The sequence below is a fragment of the Streptomyces sp. MUM 2J genome (genome assembly GCF_022414535.1).
Lineage (GTDB): Bacteria > Actinomycetota > Actinomycetes > Streptomycetales > Streptomycetaceae > Streptomyces.
The window spans coordinates 88,798-107,995 of the sequence record NZ_JADWYM010000018.1 but is presented as its reverse complement, the minus strand read 5'-3'; the positions used below and the strand labels follow the sequence as shown (position 1 = coordinate 107,995).

The window sequence follows — 19,198 nt, the reverse complement described above, 5'->3', positions numbered from 1 at the left end:
GTGCTTCGGGACGTAGACAACGTCGTGGTAGCCTGCGAATCGCGCCCACATTTCCTGCGGCACGCGAGACTCCTGCCTTGTCCCGTCGGTGTGCACAATCGAGGGTCCTTTCAGGAGAGTCAGAAAGGCCGCTGGGCGAACTCCCGTGGCACAGGCATTCCTGGCGGGTATTCATCTATTCAGGGTCATTGACGTGCTGTCAAGTGCCCAACCGGCGGCGTGCACCGGGGACGCTGTGCGTCGCATCGCGTGAGGCGCTCCGCTGCATCGACAACGTGCGTTTGAACGGGGACCTGTTTCTGGCGAACAGTTGGGGGAGGCGCTCCCGACGATGCCCTCCGCCGCGGTGACGCTCGTCCACGCACTCTCAGTCGGTTCTGCCGGTCCCTTCCGTTGCGTTTGAAATACCGAGGAAGAGATATGCCCGTTGAGTCCAGTCCGCACGGTATCCATGAGATCAGAGAGTTCCTGCTGTCCCGCCTCGTGGAAACGCTGGGCATCACCCGGGACGAAGTGGACCGGTGGGCCCCGCTCCACCGGTACGGACTGGATTCCGTGAAGGCGACGGCACTGGTCGGCTCTCTGGAGGCGTTTCTCGGCCTGCCCCTTCCCGTCACCGTGATCTGGGACCACCCCACGCTTGAGGGGCTGTGCCGTGCCCTGGCCCGGGGCCCCCACGCGCCGGACGGCGGCGGCACCCGGGCAGAGCGTGGCCATGGCCTGACCAGGATCCCAGGTCCCCAGGAGCCCATCGCGCTCGTCGGCGTCGGGTGCAGGCTTCCGGGCGCGCCCGATCCGTCGTCGTACTGGCAGCTTCTCGTGGACGGCCGGGACGCCGTGCGCACGACTCCGCCGCTGCGAGCGCAGTGGTCAGGGCGCGACGGCGACGGTCTCCCCCGCTGGGGCGGCTACCTGGACGGCATCGACCTGTTCGATCCGCTCTTCTTCGGCATCTCGCCACGCGAGGCCAGGGCCATGGATCCCCAGCAGCGCCTGGTGCTGGAGCTCGCCTGGGAGGCTCTGGAGGATGCCGGTGTTCCGCCCGGCGGACTGGTCGGGAGCGACACCGGCGTGTTCATGGGGGCGAGCTGGAGCGACTACGCGGCCATGGCCCACCAGACGGGCACCCCGGACGGCATCGGGCCGCACACGGCGACCGGGATGCACGACAGCATCATCGCCAACCGCGTCTCCTACGTCCTGGGCCTGCAGGGACCGAGCATGGCCGTCGACACCGCCTGCTCGTCCTCGCTGGTCGCGGTGCACCTTGCCTGCCAGGCGATCCGGAGCGGGGAGAGCGAACTCGCCCTCGCCGGCGGGGTCAACGTGAACTTCTTCGCGGACCACTTCCTCGCCATGAACGAGACCGGCGCGCTCTCCTCCGACGGCCGGTGCAAGACCTTCGACTCCCGTGCCGACGGCACCGTCCGGGCCGAGGGCGCCGCGGTGGTCGTCCTCGCTCCGCTGCGCGTGGCGCTGGAGCGTGGCCTGCCGGTCTACTGCCTGCTGCGCGGCAGCGCCGTCAACAACGACGGGCTGAGCAACGGGCTCACCGCTCCCAACCCCCTCGCGCAGGAAGCCCTGCTGCACACCGCCTACCGGAGGGCGGGCATCGCGCCGTCCCTGGTCGACTACGTCGAGTGCCACGGGACCGGTACGCCCCTGGGTGATCCGATCGAGGCGAAGGCCCTCGGGACCGTGCTCGGCGCCGACCGGGGACCCGACGAGGCTCTGCGGATCGGCTCGGTGAAGACCAACATCGGGCACCTGGAGCCCGCGGCGGGCATCGCCGGGCTCGTCAAGGTGGCCCTCGCCCTGCGCAACGGCGTACTGCCGGCCAGCCTGCACTACAGCAGCCCCAATCCCCGGATCCCGTTCGCCGAGGGGAATCTGAGGGTCCAGGAGCGGACCACCGCGTGGCCACGCCGGTCCGACGCACGCCGCGCCGGGGTCAGCGCCTTCGGGTTCGGCGGTACCAACTGCCATGTGGTCGCCGAGGAACTGCCCTATCCGGAAGCCTCCCTGCTGCTGCTGGCAGAGGACTCCCCGCAAGCGCTCTCGGACCGGGTGGCCGTGCTTCTCTCGGAGCTGACGGACGACACCACGACGGACCTGGCGACCATCTCCCGGCAGGCGCTCCGCACCCGCGGCGACGGCCCGTTCCGGCTGGCGGCCGCCGCTCGCAGCCGCAGCGAACTCCGTGAGCAGCTCTCGGCGTTCACCACCGGAGGGTCGTGTCCGGGGCTGGCCACGGGGCGCGGGGGGAGCAACAGGCCGAAGGTGGCCTTCCTGTGCTCCGGCACCGGCTCCCAGTGGCTGGGGATGGGCCGGCAGCTGCTCCCCGCGATGCCGGCGTTCCGCGCCTCGCTGCTGACCGTGGACGACCGGCTGCGGGCCCTGCTCGGCTATTCCGTGGTCGACCAGTTGCTCGCCGACGAGGAGCACGCCCGGCTCGACGACATGGAGGTCGTCCAGCCCCTGCTGTTCGCCGTGCAGATCGCCCTCGCCGACGCCTGGCGCTCGCTGGGCGTCACGCCCGGTCTCGTCCTCGGCCAGAGCGTAGGGGAGTTCGCCGCCGCCCACATCGCGGGCGCGCTCGATCTCGACGACGCGACGCTGCTGGTGGCCCACCATGCGAGGCTCGTCCAGCAGCTGGCCGTGGGGCGCGGGGACACCATGGTGGTCGGCGCGGACGCCGGCACCGTCAGGAGCCTGCTGGCCGCGTTCGACGGCGGCGTCACGGTGTCCGGCTGCAACAGCCCCTTGTCCACGTCGGTGTCCGGGGAGTCCGCGACGCTGCGGAAGCTGGCCGAACGACTCGCCGAGCAAGGCGTCGTCTGCCATCCGGTGCGCATGGGGTATGCCGCGCACTCCCCGCTGGTCGATCCCGTGCTGGCGCCGCTCAGGGCCGCGCTGGAGGGCATCTCCCCGCGGGCCGCACGGATCCCGCTGGTCTCCACTGTCACCGGGCAGTTGATCGACGGGGAGGCGCTGGGACCGGACTACTGGTCGGACAGTGTGCGGTGCGAGAGCAGGCTCATGAGCGCGGTGCAGGGGCTGCCGGAACACGACGTCGACGTCGTGGTCGAACTCAGCCCCCACCCCGTGCTGCAGAAGCCCGTGCGGGAGAGCCTCGCGGAGAGCCCGCTCCACTGTCTCCCCTCGCTCCAGCGCGGCGTCGACGAGGCCTGGAGCCTGCTCTCCTCGCTAGGCGAGCTGCACGCCGCCGGGCACCCCGTGATCGACGGTTCCTTCGTCTCCGGGGTCCACGGACGCCATCTGGCCCCGGCGCGGCGAGCAGCGTTCACCGGCACCGCAGGTGTCAGCCGGCGGGAGGAGCAGATGCAGATCCTCCCGGTGTCCGCCCACTCGGCCGACGCCTTGCTGGACACCAGCCGCGAACTGTCCAACCACCTCGAACGCGACCCCGGCATATGGACGTCCGACCTCGCCTACACCCTCGCGACCAGGCGCAGCCCGCTGCCTCATCGCGCCGCCCTCCTGGTGCGCGACCGGCAGGATGTGCTTGACGGGCTCGCCCGGGTGAGCGCAGGGGAGGCGCACCCCGACATCGCCAGGGGCACCGTCGCCGGCGGGGGCGACGGCGGGCGGATCGCGTTCGTGTTCTCCGGAGGCGGCACGCACTGGGCGGGCATGGGGCTGGAGCTGCTGGACCGTCACACCGGTTTCCGGGAGCGGATGGAGGAGTGCGACGCTGCCGTGCGCGCGGTGGTCGGCTGGTCGGTGTTCGACGCCCTCGCCGTTCCGGCCGAGTCGTCCCGGCTCGACGAGACCGACATCCAGCAGCCGGTGCTCTTCGCCCTCCAGGTCGCACTGGCCGGGCTGTGGACCGATCTCGGTGCCGAGCCCGCGGCGCTCATCGGCCACAGCATCGGCGAGGTGGCCGCCGCGTGTGTGGGCGGCGCGCTGTCCCTCGCGGACGGGGCCCGCGTGACGGCGGCCCGCTCCCATCTGATCCAGCACCGGGCCTGCGAGGGCGCCATGATCTCCGTGGAGCCGCCGCCGGAGGGCATTGCCGCCCGACTCGCCCCGTACGGAGACCAGGTGGCGGTGGCCGCCGTGAACAGCCCCACGAGCGTGACCGTTTCGGGGCGGCCCGAGGCGATCGCCGCCCTGGCGGCGGACCTGCGGGGCGCCGGGATACCGACGCGCTCGGTCAGGATCGACCGACCGGGCCACAGCGCGCTCATGAACCCGCTGCTCCCGGAGCTCCGGACGGCGCTCCAGGGCATCGTGCCCCTGCCGTTCGGCAGGGCCTTCCATTCCACGGCTCTCGACGGCGTGGTCAATCCGCGCGTCGATGCGGACTACTGGGCGCACAACCTCCGCAACCAGGTCCGCTTCTCGCCGACCGTCGCGGCGCTCGTGGAGGACGGCATCGACACCTTCGTGGAGATCAGCCCGCACGGCACCCTGCGCGGCGCCATCGAGGAGACGGCACTCGCGCACGGTTCGCGGATCCACGTCGTCGACTCCCTCAACCGCGGCGGAAGCGACACACGGAGCGTCCTGGAATCCGTCGCCTCACTGTTCGCCCGGGGCGTGCCACTGAGGCTGGACACCCTGTACCCCGAGAACGCCCAGCCGGTCCAGACGCCCCTGGTGCGCTGGCAGAAGCAGCGCCACTGGTTGGACACGACGGGCCGTGCCCGTCCGGCGGCCACCCCGTCGGCCGGCGCACCCGGGCAGCAGACCGCCGACGTCGCGGCCCCGGCGCCGACCGCCGCCCGCCAGCCTCGGGACGTCGTCCTGGGCGAGATCGCCGACATGCTCGCGGTGCCGTCCGAGAAGCTCGGTCCCGAGGCACGCCTGCGGGACTTCGGGCTGGACTCCATGCTGGCCATCCGTCTGAGCAACCGGATGCAGACGCTGTTCGGCAGCCGTGTCTCACCGGTGGAGTTCTTCGACGAGCGGACGGTACGCGAGCTTCTCGACCGCGTCCTGGAACTCGTCGGCCAGAGCCCGGAGCGGGCTGCGCAGGGCGGCCCGGCGCAGAGTGACCCGGCGCCGGCCCGGGCCCCGGGGCGCGCGCTGATCGCCGACGACCTGACGGAGGCGGACGCGGAGGAACTGCTGGGGGAGCTCGTGGCGCGGCGGCTGGTGGATCCGCCGGAGGGCGGGGACACCACCGGGGACGAGGCCTCGGCGTACACGGTCCTGGCGTCGTCGGACCGTCGGCGGCCCTTCGAGCTGGCGCCCGCCTCCCACGGACAGGCGGCCATCTGGTTTATGCAGCAACTGTCGCCCGACGGGGTCGCCTACAACCTCATGTTCGGTGCGCGGGCAGCCACCTCCGTGGACAAGGGCGCCCTGGAGCGGGCAGTGCGAGCCGTCGTGGAGCGGCACCCCGCCCTGCGCACCGTCTTCGTCGAAGCGGGCGGACGGCCCTATCAGCTGATCCTGGACGAACCGGTCTACGAGTTCCTGTCCGTGGACGCCACCGGGCTCGACGACGACGCGGTGCGCGGCGTACTCGTGGCGCACGGGCATCGCCCGCTCGACCTGGACCGCGGTCCGGTCCTGCGGCTCGTGCTGGTGTCCCGGGACGGCGAGGACGACCAGGTGCTTCTGGTCATCCATCACATCGCCGCCGATGCCACCTCCGTCGACCTGGTCGTTCACGATCTCCAGGAGTTCTACGGGCGGGCGCTGCACGGGGACCTGCGACCGCAGGAGCCGGTGGCCCCCTACACGCGCTTCGTCGAGTGGGAGCGCGCCTGGCTCGACAGCGCGGCCGCCGAAGCGGCGCTGAGCTGGTGGTCGGAGCAGCTGACGGCACCACCCGCGCACCTGGACCTGCCCCGGGCGGCCGAGATGGGGGAACCGGCCGCCTCCCGCCCGTTGGCGCAGCGGCCTCCCGGCATCAGCTATGAGGGCGAGGACCTGACGTTTAGGTGGAGCCGCGAGGAGGCCAGGCGGCTGAGGGAGTTCGCGGTGCGTGAGGGCGTCTCCCTCAGCACCCTGGCGCTCGCGGGATTCTTCGCGACTCTCAACCGCGTGGCCGGCGTGGAGGACTCGGTGCTCGCCACCGCCATCGCCCAGCGCGGCGAGGCAGGCCGCGAATCCGCCGTGGGCTACTACCTCAACACGGCGCTGGTACGGGCCCGGCCGTCCGGTCACCGGAGCTTCCATGAGGTGCTGCACGAGGTGCACGCCTTCTCGCGCGGGCTGCTGGAGCACATGGACTACCCCCTCGACCTGCTGGTGGCCAAGCTCAACCCGCCGCGCACCGAGGGCCGTTCACCCTGGTTCGACTTCGCCGTCAACTGGCTCTCCGGTGACGCGTTCACCTACGCCAACACCCTTTTCCACGGTGCCGGCGAGCCCGTCGTGACCGACGGTGCGCTGCCGCTCGTCCCGCTCCCCCTTGAGCGGCACATCGCGAAGTTCGACCTGGAGATCACGATGGGTGATGTCTCCGGCGAGGTGGTCGGCCAGGTCCAGTACAAGCCGAACTTCTTGGAAAGGCAGACCGTGACGACGTTGCTGGAACACTTCCGCTCCGTGCTCTTCCAGGCGATCGAACACCCCCGACGGGCACTTGAGCGCATCCGGCTGGACTCCCGGCCCGAGGAGGCGGGGCTGTGAGGCCGCCCGCATCCGGTACCCTGCACGGCCGCTTCCTGGAGCATGCGTCGCGGAGCCCCGACGCTCCGGCGGTCTTCTCCGACGCCGGGGTGATGACGTACGGGGAACTCGACCGCCAGTCGGGGATGCTGGCCGAACGGTTGATCGCCGAGGGCGCGCGTCCCGGGGTCCCCGTCGGGATCTGCGCCGAGCGCACACCCGCCCTCCTCGTCGGCATCCTGGGGATCCTGCGCTCGGGTGCGTGTTACGTGCCGCTCGACCCGAAGTACCCCGCCGAGCGGCTGCGATTCATGGCGGAGGACAGCGGGACCCGGCTGCTGCTGACCACACCCGCGTCCCGGGGCAACTGCCCGCAGGGCCCCGCCGCGGTGGTCCTCGGCGACCCCGTCACCGCGGAGCCCGGCGCGGTGCCGGTCATGAGCGTTCCCTCCGACACCGCCTATGTGATCTACACATCGGGGTCGACCGGGCAGCCGAAGGGCGTGCCGATCCGGCACAGCAGTTGTGCGGCCATGCTGGCCGAAACGGACCGGATCTTCGCCGGATGCGATGTGAGCGGTGTCGCTGCCGCGACCTCCGTCTGCTTCGACCTGTCGGTGATGGAGATCTTCATGCCCCTCTCCCGCGGAGGAGCCGTGGTGCTGGTGGAGAGCGCGGTCCACATCGCCGAGAGCCGGCACATGGACCGCATCACGTACCTCAGCACCACTCCCTCCGTGGTGACCGGCATGCTCGACGGGGGCGGGCTGCCGCCGACGCTGCGGACGGTGGTGCTCGGCGGGGAGGCGGTACGCCGCCGGGTCGTCGACCGGGTGTACCGCGAGACGAACGCGGACCGCGTCTTCAACGGCTACGGTCCCACCGAGGGGACGGTCTTCTGCACCTTCAAGCTCGTCCCACCGGACGAGCCGGGCGAGCCGTCGATCGGCACGCCCTCGCTCACCGCCCGGCTCTACGTCCTGGACTCCGATCTGCGGCCGGTGCCGGAGGGGGCGGCAGGCGAGCTGTACCTCGGCGGAGCCGGTCTGGCCTGGGGCTACCTCAACCGGCCGGGCACCACGGCGGAGCGGTTCGTGCCTGATCCGCATCTGGCCGGGGAGTGCATGTACCGCACGGGTGACATCGCACGGTTCCTGCCCGGCGGGGAACTCGGCTTCGTCGGGCGCGCGGACCATCAGGTGAAGCTTCGCGGTCACCGCATCGAGCTGGAGGAGGTCGAGGCGCGGCTGGGCGGCCTTCCGGAGGTGCGGGAGGCCGCCGTCGCGGTACGCCCGGCGGGCGGACGGACGGACGGCGGCTCACTCGTGGCGTACGTCGTGCCGCAGGGCGAGGGGGCGGGGGCGAGCGGGACCGGGCCGTGGCTCGACGCCGGCCTGCAGGCGCAGATCAACGGCCGGCTGGGCTCGGCCCTGCCTGACTACATGGTCCCGGAGACGTGTGTGTTCCTGTCGGCCCTGCCCCGGTCCCCGAACGCCAAGCTCGACCGGGCCGCCCTGCCCGACCCTCCGGCGCCCGAAGCGTCGGCACCCACCGCGACGGCGGGTACGCCGACGGAAGCCGCGCTGACGGAGATCTGGGCCGATGTCCTCGGTCGTGAGCCGGGCACCATCGGCTCCCGCGACACCTTCTACGACCTCGGCGGGAACTCTCTGCTGCTGGTGCGGCTGGCCAAGCGGCTGAGCCAGCGGTTCGACCGGCGGGTGGGGGTGTCGGACCTGTTCCGCTTCCGGGACATCGTGGCGCTCGGCCGGTGGCTGGACGATGACGGCGATGCCGTCCCCGAGGCGGTGGAAGAGGCGCGGCGCCGCGCCGCGGCCCGCCGATCCGCGGTACGCGACCGCGCGCGGCCCGTCGGCAACTGAGCCGTGCCGCGTGAACTTCTCGCCTGTTGGAGGCCTTGAGGCTGATGAACGAAACCCCTGAACAGGACCACGACCAGAGCGACGTCGCGATCATCGGCATCGCGTGCCGCTATCCCGGCGCGCACAACAAGGAGCAGTACTGGGACAACCTGGTCAACGGACGGGAGTCCATCACCTTCCTCGAGAAGGACGAGATCGAGGTGGACCAGGCGCTGGTCAACAACCCCGCGTACGTCAGGGCATGCGCCACCCTGGACGGCTACGACGAGTTCGACCCCTCGGTGTTCGGCATCTCGGACCGGATGGCGACGCTGATGACGCCGGAACACCGCATCTTCCTGGAGAGCGTGTGGGAGGTGCTGGAGGACGCAGGCTACGACCCGGACCGCGTCCGAGGAGAGGTGGGGATCTACGCGGGTGCCAACCCGCTGACGCCCGCGCTGTACAGCTCCCCTCCGGACTGGGTCTCTGTCGGCCCCGAGGTGATGGACCGCAGCAACGCCTGGTTTCCCGACACCATGACCTCGAACGCACTGTTCTACACAGGGCTGACCGGCGAGGCGGTCACGCTGACGGCGGTGTGCTCCGGCTTCCACTACTCGGTGCACCTCGCCTGCCAGTCGCTGCTGCTCGGCCAGACGGACATGGCGATCGCCGGCGGAGTGATGGTCCGGCTGCCGCACCGGCGGGGCTACCTGTGGGAGGAGGGCCGCATCATGTCGAGGGACGGGCACTGCCGTCCGTTCGACGCCAAGGGCACCGGATCGAGGCTCGCCAGCGGTGTCGCGACGTTCCTGCTCAAACCGCTCGGGCAGGCGGTCGCCGACCGCGATCACATCTACGCGACGGTGAAGGGATCGGCCACCAACAACAACGGCGCGAGCGCGGTGTCGTACGGCTTCGCACAGCCCGAGCGGCTCAGTGCGTGCATCGCCAACGCCATGCACGTCGGCGGTGTGGCACCGGACACCGTGTCGCTGTACGAGGCCAACGGGTTCGGTCTTCCGATCACCGACGAGCTGGAGGTCCGTGCGGCGCACATGGCCTTCGGCAAGCAGACCGGGACATGCTCCATCGGCTCGGTCAAGGGCAACATCGGCCACGCCGGTGTGGCGGCGGGAGGGTCCGGCGCGATCAAGGCCGCGTTCGCGCTGTACCACCGCACGCTGGCACCCACCATCAATCTGACCGAGATCAACGACGAGATCGACTTTCCCAGCACACCGTTCGTCCCCCAGCTGGAGGCCGAGGACTGGGAGCCCGAGAGCGGTGTCCGGCGCGCCGGCATCACCGCGCTGGGCGGGGGCGGCTACAACGCACACCTCGTACTGGAGGAACCGCCGGCCCGGCCCGCACGAGACCCGGAGACGGCCGCTCCCCGGCTCGCGACGCTGTCCGCGCTCGACGACCGGGCCCTGGCCCGGCGGCGCGCGGCGCTGCGGGACTGGATGGACCGGCACCCGGACGCCCGGCTCGACGACATCTGCTTCAGCCTCAACCTGGGACGCCGCGTCATGACCCGCCGATGGGCGGCCGTTGTCAGGACCCGGCAGGAGCTGGCCGAGGCGCTCGCGACCGGGGCAGGGGACCGGGTGGTGGCCGACGGCGGCACGCGGAGCACGGGCGGGTCCGGCATCCGGCATACCGACGACGGACTCGCGCCCGGCACGGCCGACGGGGCCCGCGACGAGCAGACGCTGTTCCGGCTCGCCGACGCGTTCGTGCGGGGCGAGCGGGTGGACTTCACCGCCCTCCACGAAGGCGACGCCAGCCACCGGGTGCCGCTGCCGGCCTATCCGTTCGAGCGCAGGCGCTTCTGGCGCACCGACTGGTGACCGCCGACCATGCCGATCCCCGCACCGATCCGATCCTCCGGAGTACCGGAATGAACGCCACAGGGACTGCTGCCGACCCGTTCGACCCCGACACCATCGACCTGGCCGATCCCGCCACCTTCGCCGATCACGATCTCTCCGCCTTCTGGCGCTCGCTGAGGGACACCCGGCCCGTCCACTGGAACCAGCCCACGAGGCACCACCGCGGATTCTGGGTGCTCACACGGCACGAGGACATCATGGCCGTGTACCGCGACGACACCGACTTCACGTCCGAGCGCGGAAACGTCCTCGTGACTCTGCTGGAGGGCGGCGACGCGGGAGCGGGCAGCATGCTCGCGGTCACCGACGGGCCGCGTCACGAGCAGCTGCGCAAGATCATGTTGCGGCGGCTGGGGCCGCGTGCGCTGGGTCCGGTCGCCGCGGCGGTCCGGAGCAACACCCGCCGGCTCGTCCGGCACGCGGTGACTCGCGGCGACTGCGACTTCGCCCTCGACATCGCCAGCCGGATCCCCATGACCACCATCTCCAACCTTCTCGGCGTACCCGAGGGCGATCGCGACTTCCTCCTGGCGCAGACGAAGGCGGCGCTGAGCGCCGACGACGCCGAGGCCGACGAGGTCGAGTCGGCCATGGCCCGCAACGAGATCCTGCTCTACTTCCAGGACCTCGTCGAGCAGCGGCGGAAGGCGCCGGGTGAAGACCTCGTCAGCACCCTCGCGGGCAGCACCGTCGACGGCGTCCCGCTGAGCGACGAGGACATCGTCCTCAACTGCTACAGCCTGATCATCGGCGGTGACGAGACCAGCAGGCTGTCCATGATCGACAGCGTGTACACCCTCGCCGCGCGCCCGGACCAGTGGCGGCTGCTGAAGAACGGGGAGTGTGCGATCGACACGGCCGTCGACGAGGTGCTGCGCTGGGCGTCCCCGTCGATGCACTTCGGCAGGACCGCGGTGCGGGACACGGAGGTCGGCGGTGTCCGTATCGGCGTGAACGAGATCGTGACCCTGTGGCATGCCTCCGCCAACCGAGACGAACGGGTATTCGACCGGCCGGAGGTGTTCGACCTGCGGCGCACCCCCAACAAGCAGATCTCGTTCGGATACGGGCCCCACTACTGCATCGGTTCGTACCTGGCCAGGATCGAGATCTCCGAACTGCTCATGGCGCTGCGGGACTTCTCCACGGGATTCGAGCGAACCGGCGATGCGCCGCGGATCCGCTCCAATCTCCTCACCGGCTTCTCCAGTCTGCCGGTGCGGTTCTTCCCCGACCATGCCGGACTCGCCCGGCACGACGACACGGAGAGGTGAGGCGATGACCGGCAACCCGGGCAGCCCCTTCGACCCCAACGACGGCGGCGCCTGGCTGGTGGTCGTCGACGGCCGAGGCCGGCACGCACTGTGGCGGCCGTTCCTGGACGTACCGGCCGGCTGGCGCGTCGTGCTGGAGCCGACCGACCGGGCGAGCGCTCTGGAGTACGTCGAGTCGCACGCAACTCTGCTGGGACCGGCCGAGCCTGGGGCCCGGCCGTAATGCCGGTCGTCTCCGTCAACGGGATCAGGCTGCACTACGGGGTGCACGGCCAGGGGGAGCCGGTGGTGCTCGTCAGCGGGGCCGGCACGTCGGGGCAGTCATGGCTGCTGCACCAGGTCCCGGACCTCGTCGCGGCCGGCTACCAGGTCTGCGTCTACGACAGCCGCGGGATTCCGCCCACGGACGAGTGCGCCGAGGGGTTCACGGTCGACGACCTGGCCGCCGACCTGGCCGGGCTCGTCGAACACCTCGGTGCGGCCCCGGTGCGACTGGTCGGCACGTCCATGGGTGCCTACACCGTCCAGGAACTCGCTCTCCGCAGGCCCGAACTGATCCGGCAGGCCGTGCTGATGGCCAGCCGCGCCCATCCCGACGTACTCCGGGCGCAACTGGCCACGTCCGAGATCGAACTGGCCGACTCGGGTGTGGGGCTGCCGCCGCCGTACCGGGCGGCGGTGCGGGCGACGCAGATGCTGTCCCCGGCCACGATGGACGACGAGCTCGCGATCCGGGACTGGCTGGCCCTGTTCGAACTCGCCCCGCCCGACGGACCCGGGGTCCGTGCGCAGCTCGCGCTGCAGCCGATGCCCGACCGGCGGGCGGCCTACGCGCGGATCACGGTGCCCTGCCACGTGATCTCGTTCGGAGACGATCTGATCACCCCGCCGCGGTTCGGCCGGGAGCTCGCCGCCTGCATCCCGCACGCGACGTTCGACCTCGTGGAGAAAGCCGGGCACCTGGGCTATCTGGAGCGGCCGGGCATCGTCGACGGGATCATCCTGAAGCACTTCGCGGGCGCCCGCGCCCGCACTCAGAAGCCTACGCACACGTGAGGAGACGAGCATGGGCCTGTTGTCCGAAGCCGTACTGAGCGGCGCGCCGGCCGCGGAGATCGCCAGCGCTCCGCTGCCCGACGAGTACCTGGCCCTGCACCTGCGGGCCGAAGACGTCACCATGTTCGACGGCGAGACCGACAAGGACGTCCGCAAGTCGCTGCGGCTCGGCCACGTCCCCCTGCCCGAGCTGGCGCCCGACGAGGTCCTGGTCGCGGTGATGGCCAGTTCCGTCAACTACAACACCGTATGGTCGGCCATGTTCGAGCCGATGCCGAGCTTCCGCTACCTGCAGCAGGTGGCCAAGCAGGGAGGCTGGGCCGAACGCCACAACCTGCCCTACCACGTGGTGGGCTCCGACTGCGCCGGCGTGGTCGTGCGCACCGGGCCCGGAGTGCGGCGCTGGACGGTGGGCGACCACGTCGTGGTCAGCCCGGCCTACGTGGACGACCAGGACCCCGCCACGCACGCCGACGGAATGCTCGGCTCCGACCAGAAGGCGTGGGGATTCGAGACCAACTTCGGTGCGCTGGCCGAGTACACCGTCGTGCGGGCCACCCAGTTGATTCCCAAACCGGCGCATCTGACCTGGGAGGAGGCCGCGAGCAACCCCCTGTGTGCGGGAACGGCCTACCGCATGCTCGTCGGTGACCACGGAGCCCGGATGAAGCAGGGCGACGTCGTCCTGGTCTGGGGTGCGGCAGGCGGGCTGGGCGGCTACGCGGTCCAGTTCGTACGGAACGGCGGCGGCATCCCGGTGGCCGTCGTCGGGTCCGAACGCAAGGCCGAGGCAGTACGCGCGCTCGGCTGCGAAGTGGTGATCAACCGACACGAGCTGGGCATCACCGACGACATGGCCGACGATCCCCGTCAGGTGATCCAGGCGGGGGTGCGGCTCGGCAAACTCATCAAGGAACGCGTCGGCCGCGAACCCGACATCGTCTTCGAGCACATCGGCCGCTCCACGTTCGGCATCTCGGTGTTCGTGGCGCGCCGCGGTGGAACCGTCGTGACCTGCGGATCGAGCGCCGGCTACCAGCACACCTTCGACAACCGCTACCTGTGGATGCGTCTGAAGAGGATCGTCGGCAGCCACATAGCCAACCTGCAGGAGCAGTGGGACGCGAACAAGCTGTTCGAGCTGGGGCACATCGTGCCGACCATGTCGGCCGTCTATCCCCTGGCCGAAGCCGCCGAGGGATGCCGCCTGGTGCAGACCAATCAGCAGATCGGGAAGATCGCCGTGCTGTGCTCGGCACCGCACACCGGCCTCGGGGTGACCGACCCCGAGCTGCGCGAGCGCATCGGAGAGGACCGGCTCAACCCGCTGCGGGGCTTCACCCCCGGTCCCGCAGAGCACTGAACGCGGAATCCCGCCGCGCTCACCACCGATGGCCGCCGTCCGGTGCGGAACGCCGCCGATGACATCGGCCGCGCGGAGCCCCGGGAGCGTATCGCCGGCCGGGCCGGCCGCGTGGCGGCCCCGGCCGGCTCGTCTCCGCCCCCTCTTTCGAGCGGGGCACACGCTCCGGGCGGCGTATTCCTGGAGGAAGCGTATGTCGATCAAGCCCAATGGTCTGTTCGTCGGGCGTGACCGCGCCCCGGCCCGGGCGGCCCTGCGCGCCATGGGTCTGACCACCGAGGATCTGAGCAAGCCGATGATCGGCGTGGCCCACAGCTGGATCGGCACCATGCCGTGCAACCTCAACCACCGCAGCCTCGCCCAGGAGGTGATGCACGGTGTGCGGGCCGCGGGCGGCACACCGGTGGAGATCAACACCATCGCGATCTCCGATGTCATCACCATGGGAACCGAGGGGATGCGGACCTCGCTGGTCAGCCGCGAGGTGATCGCCGACTCGATCGAACTGGTCTGCCGGGGACACGCACTGGACGGCCTGGTCACGCTGGCCGGCTGCGACAAGACGATTCCCGCCGCGGCACTGGCCCATGTGCGGCTGGGCATCCCGAGCGCGATCCTCTACTCAGGGACCGTGCTGCCCGGACGGCACCGGGGTCGGGAGGTGACCCTGCAGGACGTGTTCGAAGCGGTCGGCAGCGCCGCCGCGAGCGGCACGGACGAGGAACTGGAGGAGCTGGAACGCAACGCGTGTCCCGGCATCGGGGCGTGTGCCGGCCACTACACGGCCAACACGATGGCCATGGCGATGGAGTTCCTGGGCCTGTCCCCCTTCGGCTCGATGGACCCTCCCGCCACCGATCCGCGCAAGAGGGAGGCCGGCCGCCGGGCCGGCGAACTGGTGATGCGCATGCTGGAGCACGGCCTGACACCCGACCGCATCCTGACGGCCGGATCCTTCCGCAACGCCATCGTGGCCGGCGTGGCCACGGGCGGCTCCACCAACCTCGTCCTGCACCTGCTGGCGATCGCCCACGAGGCCGGCATTCCGCTGTGCCTCGATGACTTCGACAAGATCAGCACCGATACGCCGGTCATCGCCGATCTGCGGCCCAGCGGCCGGTTCACCGCGGTGGACCTCGACCGCGCCGGCGGGACCCGCCTGCTGGCACGCCGGCTGCTCGACGCGGATCTGCTGGCGGGCGCGGAGCGGACCGTCACCGGACGGACCCTCGCCCAGGAGGCGGTCTCTGCCCGTGAGGAACCCGGCCAGCGCGTCGTCACGGGCGCCGAGCGGCCGCTGGCCGTCACCGGCGGGCTGACCGTGCTCAAGGGGAACCTGGCGCCGGAGGGCAGCGTGGTGAAGTCGTCGGGCGCGGTGCTGCGGCGGCTGACCGGGCCCGCGGTGGTCTTCGAGTCCGAGGAGACGGCCATGGCCGGGGTGCAGGCCGGCCGGGTCGGTCCCGGAGACGTGGTGGTCGTGCGCTACGAGGGTCCGCGTGGCGGGCCCGGGATGCCGGAGATGCTGGGCGTCACCGCGGCGCTGGTGGGCCGCGGGCTCGGGCCGTCGGTAGCGCTGGTCACCGACGGCCGGTTCTCCGGAGCCACCCGGGGGCTGATGGCCGGGCACGTGGCGCCGGAGGCGGCCGAGGGCGGTCCGCTCGCCGCGGTACGCTCCGGGGACCTCATCACCATCGACCTGGACCGGCGCGAACTCTCGGTGGGTCTGACCCCGGACGAAATCTCCGGACGCCTGAAGGACTGGACTGTCCCGGACCCCCCGTACGCGACCGGCGTCATGGCGAAGTACCGCTCCACGGTGTCCTCGGCCTCACTGGGCGCGGTGACGACGGCGGCACCGGAGTCGGGCGTGTCCGGAACTCCCTGAGCCGCGGGGCGGTGGCGGAGCCGGGCGGGCCCGCCCTTCCGGCTCCGGCGGCACATCGTGCCCCGCATCGGTGGGGGGCCGCTCGGGAACGGCCCCCCACCGGGATCGCCGGCGACCGGCACGTCGGCGAGGACCTCCCTCGGAGGGTGCCGGCCTTCCCGCCGCGCCGTCCGTGCCGCCGCCTTCGGTGCCGGCAGGAGGCCCCTCCCCCACCCGCCGGGCCGAGGAGCGCTGTGCCCGGTCAGCCGTTCTCCACCCTGGCGAGTGGTGCTCGGCTCCTTGCGGACCGGAGCCTGCGGGCGGGTGTCACAGCTGAATCTCACCGCGGACGCACGTGACGCTCCTGCCGCCGAGCCACACCTCGTCGTCGTGCGCCCGAACGGCCAGCACGCCCTGCCGGCCCACGCGAGCGCCCTGGCCGACCCGGTAGGCCCGCGGGGCGGTGCCGTTGCCGATCAGCCACTGGGCGACCCCGGCGTTCAGGCTTCCGGTGACCGGATCCTCCCGCACGCCTGCGGGTGCGGCAAAGGCACGGACCTCGAACCGCAGCGGCGCGCCGTCCGGGTAGGCACCCACGACACCCAGCATGAGGTCGCGCATGCCCCGCTCGTCCGGCTCCAGCGCCAGCACCTCCTCGGCCGAGGCGAGTTGCACGGCCGCCCAGCCCGGACCGTTGTCCACCCATCGGTGGGCGACGATGCGCCGGCGGGCGATGCCCAGGCCGCGGGCGACGAGATCGAGGTGTGCGCTGTCCAGAGGACCGTCGCGGCGCAGTCCGGGGGCACGGAAGCTGAGGTCGGTGCCGGAGCGCCGCACCGCGACCAGTCCCATGCCGCACTCCTGGATGAGGGTTCCCGGTGACTTCGGGATGCCGCCGGCTTCGAGCCACGCGTGGGCGGAGCCGAGAGTGGGGTGGCCCGCGAACGGTATCTCTCCCCCCGGGGTGAAGATGCGCAGCGCGTAGTCGGCCTCGTCGGACGAGGGGGGTACGACGAAGGTCGTCTCGGAGAGATTGGTCCACACCGCGAGCCGGGCCATGTCCTCGTCGGTCAGGCCCTCGCCGTCGAGGACGACTGCGACGGGATTGCCCAGGTAGGGCGTGTCGGCGAAGACGTCGACCTGCCTGAACGGGCGGAGGCGCCGAAGCGGCCGTGTCACTCGCCCTCACCCGCCACCAGGATCAGGTCCATCCGGGTGCCGTCGCGCAGCGGAACGATCTCGCGGTACTCGGGCGAGTGGTACCAGCGGCGGGCGTGCTCCGCCGTCGGAAAGCCCATCACCGACAGGTGGGTGGGATGCCAGTCGCCCTCCAGCACGGTGAACTCACCGCCGCGGATGACGAATCCGCCGCCGTACAGTTCCAGCGTCCGGCTCACCCTCCTTCGGTACTCGGCCATGTTCTCGGCGTCGCCGATGATTCCGACGTTGCCGATCAGTAGTGCCGTCATGGTGATGACCTCTGCTTCTGGTCGGTCTACCGGAAGTGCCGGCAGGAGAGAACGCGGGTGCGGTCAGCACGTGAAGTCGGTCTCGGTGCCGATGCCGAGTCGTCTGGCTGCGTTGAGGACGGCGAAGCCGGACGCGACGTCCTGTGCGGCCATGCCCAGCGACTTGTACAGCGTGCGCTCGGCCGGGCCGGTGCGACCGGGGTGCTTGCCGAGCAGCACCTCACCGATCTCGGGCAGGGGGCGGCCGGCCGGTACCAGCCCCTCCTCGACCGGAGCGGAGATCTCCGACGACTCGCGCAGTGCGCCTTCTCTGCTGTCCACGAAGACGGAACACGACGCCACCGCCGAGGCGGTCAGTTCGCGCTTGCCCGGCACGGAGGAGCCGACCGCGTTGACGTGCACGCCGTCGGCGAGGTCCGCCGCGCGCACCAGCGGATCCGTCGTGTCCACGGTGGTGCAGACCAGGTCGGCGCCGTGCAGCGCGTGGGCGGGCGTGCTCGCCGGCTCGATGTCGACGTCGACCCGGGAGCGGGCCCACTTCAGGAACTCCTCGGCACGCGCGGCGCTGCGGTTCCACACCCGGACCCGGCGCAGCGGCCTGATCCCGTCGAGTGCGAGGAGGTGGCTGCGCGCCTGGGTTCCTGCCCCGATCAGGGCCAGGTCGCCCGCGTCGGGCCGGGCGAGGGCGTCGGTGGCCACGGCGGACGCGGCGGCCGTACGGAGCGCGGTCACCGCCGCTCCCTCCATCAGGGCCAGCGGCTGCCCGGTCCCGGGGTCGAACACCATCACCACGCCCACGTGCGTGGGCAGTCCGCGGGAGGCGTTGCCCGGTGCGTGCAGTACGGCCTTCAGCCCGTAGCCCGCGTGGTCCTCGCCGGTGACGTGGCACGGCATCACACCGAACAGCGAAGCGTCCCGGCCGGATCCGAGCACCGTGCGTACCGGCTGGACGACGTCGCCCGCGCTGTAGCGGCGCATCACCTCGGCCATCACGCGGTACGCCTCGGCCACGGGAAAGGCCTGCCGCACCTGGTCTCCGTTCAGTAGCAGCATGGGGTCTCCTCTCTCATGCGGCCCGGCCGCCCCGGCCGGGCCGCCGCTGTCTGGTGAAAACCGACCACACCATGCGGATCGGCCTGGTGCGCGAGATGAACTTCAGTCCGTGCGCCTGTGCGGCGGGCACCGTGGTCAGCGCGAGATCGGCGGTTCCCTCGACGGCGGCCCGGGCGGCGGCGCTGGTCGAGTCGCTGTGGATCACCTTGTACGAGGTGTGCCGACGGGGCAGGAGCTGGTCGATGATCGGCACGGGTGAGGGGTGGCTGGCGATGGTCGGTGACACGGGTACCGGACCGGCGTCGCACCGCACCGCGATGCCGTACAGCGGCGTGTCCATCACGAACACGTCGGACAGGTCGAGGGCCGCGTCCATGTAGAAGTGGTGCACGGCCTTGTACGCGTTGGCGACGACGACATGCGTCACCCGGCGGGCGTGCAGCGCGGCGCCCGCCTCTTCATAGGTGTCGAACAGATGGACGGGGGCTGCTGCGTCCCCGGGGGTGGCCAGCCGGTGTGCGAGCAGCGTGGCGGCCACCTCGCTGCTCGTCCCGGGCGGGCCGAGCGTGCCCACGGCCGTCGTCTCACCCGGATCGGGACGCAGCAGTGTGATGAAGCTGGGCAGCGTCATCGTGGTTCCCTAAGGTCGAGGTTGTTCGCGGATCGGTCTGCCCGGCTGGCCGGGCGGACCTGGTGGGGCCGTGCGCGGCCGTCCGCGCGTCCGCCGCACCGTCCAGCTTCATCAAGGAGCGGCCGCAGAACCGCCCGCCC

At 71.4% G+C, this 19,198-nt stretch carries 12 protein-coding genes; 8 read left to right on the top strand and 4 right to left on the bottom strand.

Going from position 1 to position 19,198, the window contains the following annotated elements; all coding sequences use genetic code 11:
• The first annotated feature begins 420 nt into the window (after nucleotides 1-420).
• From I3F54_RS17030 to I3F54_RS16995, 8 genes are all read left to right on the top strand, one after another.
• Nucleotides 421-6,609, top strand: a complete 6,189-nt coding sequence (locus I3F54_RS17030; RefSeq protein WP_240119645.1) for a type I polyketide synthase — start codon at nucleotides 421-423, stop codon at nucleotides 6,607-6,609.
• Nucleotides 6,606-8,471, top strand: a complete 1,866-nt coding sequence (locus tag I3F54_RS17025; RefSeq protein ID WP_240119644.1) for an amino acid adenylation domain-containing protein — start codon at nucleotides 6,606-6,608, stop codon at nucleotides 8,469-8,471. The genes I3F54_RS17030 and I3F54_RS17025 overlap by 4 nt, the downstream gene beginning before the upstream one ends.
• Nucleotides 8,472-8,515: 44 nt before the next feature.
• A complete protein-coding gene (locus I3F54_RS17020; RefSeq protein ID WP_240119643.1) occupies nucleotides 8,516-10,306 on the top strand; it encodes a type I polyketide synthase in 1,791 nt (596 codons plus the stop codon).
• Between the two features lie 50 nt (nucleotides 10,307-10,356).
• Nucleotides 10,357-11,622 carry a cytochrome P450 gene (locus I3F54_RS17015; protein WP_240119642.1) on the top strand — a complete coding sequence of 422 codons (1,266 nt, stop codon included), beginning with the start codon at nucleotides 10,357-10,359 and terminating at the stop codon, nucleotides 11,620-11,622.
• 4 nt (nucleotides 11,623-11,626) lie between these two features.
• Nucleotides 11,627-11,845, top strand: coding sequence for an MbtH family NRPS accessory protein (locus I3F54_RS17010; RefSeq protein WP_240119641.1), 219 nt, complete (start codon nucleotides 11,627-11,629; stop codon nucleotides 11,843-11,845).
• Nucleotides 11,845-12,678 (top strand): alpha/beta fold hydrolase, encoded by an 834-nt coding sequence (locus I3F54_RS17005; protein ID WP_240119640.1) that lies wholly within the window; start codon nucleotides 11,845-11,847, stop codon nucleotides 12,676-12,678. Before I3F54_RS17010 ends, I3F54_RS17005 begins: the two co-directional genes overlap by 1 nt.
• A 10-nt stretch (nucleotides 12,679-12,688) precedes the next feature.
• Entirely contained in the window at nucleotides 12,689-14,041 is a 1,353-nt protein-coding gene (ccrA, locus tag I3F54_RS17000; protein WP_240119639.1) for a crotonyl-CoA carboxylase/reductase, read from the top strand.
• Nucleotides 14,042-14,234: 193 nt separating this feature from the next.
• Nucleotides 14,235-15,926 (top strand): dihydroxy-acid dehydratase, encoded by a 1,692-nt coding sequence (locus I3F54_RS16995; protein WP_240119638.1) that lies wholly within the window; start codon nucleotides 14,235-14,237, stop codon nucleotides 15,924-15,926.
• Between the two features lie 306 nt (nucleotides 15,927-16,232).
• On the opposite strand, the gene I3F54_RS16990 is transcribed toward I3F54_RS16995, so the two are convergent.
• The 4 genes from I3F54_RS16990 to I3F54_RS16975 all read right to left on the bottom strand — a co-directional run bounded on the left by I3F54_RS16990 (nucleotide 16,233) and on the right by I3F54_RS16975 (nucleotide 19,058).
• On the bottom strand, nucleotides 16,233-17,084 hold the full coding sequence (locus tag I3F54_RS16990) for a PhzF family phenazine biosynthesis protein (protein WP_240119637.1): 852 nt from the start codon (nucleotides 17,082-17,084) through the stop codon (nucleotides 16,233-16,235).
• Nucleotides 17,081-17,374 carry a DUF1330 domain-containing protein gene (locus tag I3F54_RS16985; RefSeq protein WP_240119636.1) on the bottom strand — a complete coding sequence of 98 codons (294 nt, stop codon included), beginning with the start codon at nucleotides 17,372-17,374 and terminating at the stop codon, nucleotides 17,081-17,083. The genes I3F54_RS16990 and I3F54_RS16985 overlap by 4 nt, the downstream gene beginning before the upstream one ends.
• Before the next feature lie 63 nt (nucleotides 17,375-17,437).
• Nucleotides 17,438-18,427: an ornithine cyclodeaminase family protein gene (locus I3F54_RS16980; RefSeq protein WP_240119635.1), complete on the bottom strand. Its 990-nt coding sequence runs from the start codon at nucleotides 18,425-18,427 to the stop codon at nucleotides 17,438-17,440.
• A gap of 13 nt (nucleotides 18,428-18,440) precedes the next feature.
• Nucleotides 18,441-19,058: a hypothetical protein gene (locus I3F54_RS16975; RefSeq protein WP_240119634.1), complete on the bottom strand. Its 618-nt coding sequence runs from the start codon at nucleotides 19,056-19,058 to the stop codon at nucleotides 18,441-18,443.
• Between the last annotated feature and the right edge of the window lie 140 nt (nucleotides 19,059-19,198).

Bases quoted from the DNA above. Each gene is read 5' to 3' on its own strand.
- I3F54_RS16995 (WP_240119638.1), top strand. From the start codon at position 14,235: ATGTCGATCAAGCCCAATGGTCTGTTCGTCGGGCGTGACCGCGCCCCG.
- I3F54_RS17005 (WP_240119640.1), top strand. From the start codon at position 11,845: ATGCCGGTCGTCTCCGTCAACGGGATCAGGCTGCACTACGGGGTGCAC.
- I3F54_RS17020 (WP_240119643.1), top strand. From the start codon at position 8,516: ATGAACGAAACCCCTGAACAGGACCACGACCAGAGCGACGTCGCGATC.
- I3F54_RS16975 (WP_240119634.1), bottom strand. From the start codon at position 19,058: ATGACGCTGCCCAGCTTCATCACACTGCTGCGTCCCGATCCGGGTGAG.
- I3F54_RS16980 (WP_240119635.1), bottom strand. From the start codon at position 18,427: ATGCTGCTACTGAACGGAGACCAGGTGCGGCAGGCCTTTCCCGTGGCC.
- I3F54_RS17030 (WP_240119645.1), top strand. From the start codon at position 421: ATGCCCGTTGAGTCCAGTCCGCACGGTATCCATGAGATCAGAGAGTTC.
- I3F54_RS17010 (WP_240119641.1), top strand. From the start codon at position 11,627: ATGACCGGCAACCCGGGCAGCCCCTTCGACCCCAACGACGGCGGCGCC.
- ccrA (WP_240119639.1), top strand. From the start codon at position 12,689: ATGGGCCTGTTGTCCGAAGCCGTACTGAGCGGCGCGCCGGCCGCGGAG.
- I3F54_RS17015 (WP_240119642.1), top strand. From the start codon at position 10,357: ATGAACGCCACAGGGACTGCTGCCGACCCGTTCGACCCCGACACCATC.
- I3F54_RS16985 (WP_240119636.1), bottom strand. From the start codon at position 17,374: ATGACGGCACTACTGATCGGCAACGTCGGAATCATCGGCGACGCCGAG.